A 2,148-nucleotide genomic window follows, 5' to 3' on the forward strand; every position below is an offset into this window, starting at 1 on the left:
TGCGCGCCTTGTTACAGACTTTGCTCTGCCTGCGTTGATTTTTGCCAATCTTAGTAGAGAGCCCTTCAACTTAGGCAATCTTAAGCTCGCCGTTGATCGCAAGACCATTATTTTTAGAATACGACGTTCATTGCTAACAGAGATACGATCAGGAAAAGAACCGTCATGACTCCACCGCTCTTAACGAAGTCCATAACCTTGTAGCCTGCAGGACCCATAATAAGTGCGTTCACCTGATGGGTTGGAATGAGGAACGAATTTGACGTCGAAATCGCGACCGTCAGAGCAAAAATTGCGGGATCACCACCAGCTGCCAGGGCGATCGAGACGGCCAGCGGAACCAGTAGAACAGTGGCGCCGACATTCGACATGATTAACGTAAAGACCGTAGCAAGAACGGCGACTCCCGCTTGAAGAGACCAAATCGGCCAACCGTCGAGTAACGACAGTATTTGCTGCGCAATCCATGCTGCTGTTCCTGTCGACTGTACGGCCTTACCTAGTGGAATTAGGCTCGCTAGTAAAAAGACTGTACTCCAGCTGACTGCCTCATAAGCATCGTCGATATCCAGTACGCCGGTGAGTATCATTCCAACTGCGCCTGTCAAAAGACACAATGAGAGGCGCAGATCAGTGAGCAATATCAGTGCAAGTGCGACTAAAAAGAAGAAAAGGGCCCAAGCGACCTTCTTGGGGCGTAGTTCTTCCTGTGGAAAATTAGTTGTAACCACGACAAAGTTCCGGTCACGGGTCAGTCGGGTTAAAGCTTCCCAAGTACTATGAATGACCAACGTGTCTCCGGCGCGAAAGGGTACCTCGCCGACAGGGGTCGGCGTGTGATCTTCGGTTTCCACATAGCTCATCGTCTCTTCATCGCGATGAATTGCCAAAAGACTTGCGCCGTAAGTTTTACGAAACACCAGATCATGGGCGCATTTACCTATTACTGCTGAACCAGGTGGTATGACCATTTCAGCAACACCGGATTTGGTTGGCGCATAATCCTCTGCAAATACATCCAGATCTTTGTGAAGGACGAATCCTTCATCATCGACCATTTTATGAATTACCTTCTCGCGACCTAAGATGGCCAATCGGCACGGAACGGTGATCTCTGTTTGTATGACCGGGGCGAACCAGCGTTTTCCGTGGTATGCACTGCCTATCACGTAAACATGGTAGCGTTGCATCAAGTCATCGAAAGTCATACCAGCACAAGGGTGCCCGTCCGGAATCGATACTTCAAAAATGTCGGTTTTTAACCCGTATATATTTTTCAAGTAGTTCTTGAGTGATTGACCGCTGGTGCCATCGGTTGATTTGTTCCCCTTTGGCAGTACCCATCGACCCAAAACCGTGAAATACAAGATTCCCGTCACTACTAGACACACACCCACAGGTGTGACGGAAAACAAGCTAAATGGCACCATTTTTTGATCGGGCGGCAGAGACTGATTTGCACTTTTCAGGAGGTCATTCAGCAGGATCAACGGTGATGAGCCAACCATTGTCATCGTCCCACCTAGAATGGCGCAGAAGCCCATCGGCATAAGCAATCTACTTAGGGGGAGTTCAGTGCGCACCGATATCCGACTGACAACCGGAAGAAACAGGGCGGCCGCGCCAACGTTTTGCATGAATGAAGAAATGACCCCGACCGTACCGGAAACGATAGGGATTATTCTGGTTTCGGTTTTGCCACCACGTCTGAGTATCAGTGCGGCGACGTTGCTCATCAACCCGGTTTTATCCAGACCAGCTCCAATGATCATGACTGCAATGATTGATACGACAGCGTTGGACGCCAAGCCATCAAACAGGCTGCCTATGTCTGCAAGCGAGCTGAGGCCTGGAAACTGACTAAGCAACCCCAGCAATACCATGACCATAATTGCCGCGAAATCGATGCGAACGACTTCTGAAACAAACAGAAAAACGGTGAGTGCCAGGAGACCCAGCACCACTGACATTTCAAATGTAAGGGTTAGAGTTTCCAATACACTGACCTTTTCTACCGCTTGCCGTAGTACAGTCCGATGACGTGTTCCGCCTGCGCGAAGAACAACCAGCGTGAGATCACGACGCCGGTCAGATGCGACAGCACGGCCAGCAGCGCAAAGACATGCTTGATCGCAACACCTGCGACCG

The 2,148-nt window shown here is 50.0% G+C and carries 1 protein-coding gene and 1 pseudogene; both read right to left on the reverse strand.

All coding sequences use genetic code 11. From position 1 onward, the window contains the following. Positions 1 to 113: 113 nt before the first annotated feature. Positions 114 to 1,997, reverse strand: coding sequence for an SLC13 family permease (locus ACR0K1_RS25500; RefSeq protein WP_480617563.1), 1,884 nt, complete (start codon positions 1,995 to 1,997; stop codon positions 114 to 116). Between the two features lie 14 nt (positions 1,998 to 2,011). Beyond that, positions 2,012 to 2,148 (reverse strand): annotated as a pseudogene (locus ACR0K1_RS25505) (dibenzothiophene desulfurase); the annotation flags it as partial.

The organism is Ruegeria sp. F5 (genome assembly GCF_056533845.1).